The sequence below is a fragment of the Mesorhizobium sp. M8A.F.Ca.ET.218.01.1.1 genome, assembly GCF_004791165.1.
Taxonomy (GTDB): Bacteria; Pseudomonadota; Alphaproteobacteria; order Rhizobiales; family Rhizobiaceae; genus Mesorhizobium.
This window is the reverse complement of sequence record NZ_SRUZ01000128.1, coordinates 1-326: the sequence shown is the minus strand read 5'-3', so window position 1 is coordinate 326 and position 326 is coordinate 1. Positions and strand designations below refer to the sequence as shown.

The following is a 326-nucleotide window of genomic DNA, read 5'->3' as shown; positions in this document are numbered from 1 at the left end:
TCAGGACTGCGGCCGAGACGCTGCGCACGATCGCCGCCGATTCCAAACATCTCGGCGCCGAGATCGGCCTCATCGCGGTGCTGCACAGCTGGGGGCAGAACCTGCACTACCATCCGCACATCCATTGCATCGTGCCGGGCGGTGGCGTCTCGCCGGACGGCTCGCGCTGGGTCTCCTGTCGGCCAGGGTTCTTCCTTCCGGTGCGCGTCCTGTCGCGCCTGTTTCGCCGCCGCTTCCTGGAAGCCCTACGAGCCGCCTTCGACGCGCGCAGCCTCAAGTTCTTCGGCGACATTGCCGGCCTGACCGAGCCAGCCGCCTTCACCCGC

The 326-nt window shown here is 68.4% G+C and carries 1 protein-coding gene; it reads left to right on the top strand.

The window, feature by feature from the left end:
- A partial coding sequence (locus tag EN861_RS34695) for a transposase (protein ID WP_189343825.1) occupies nt 1-326 on the top strand: 326 nt, incomplete at both ends.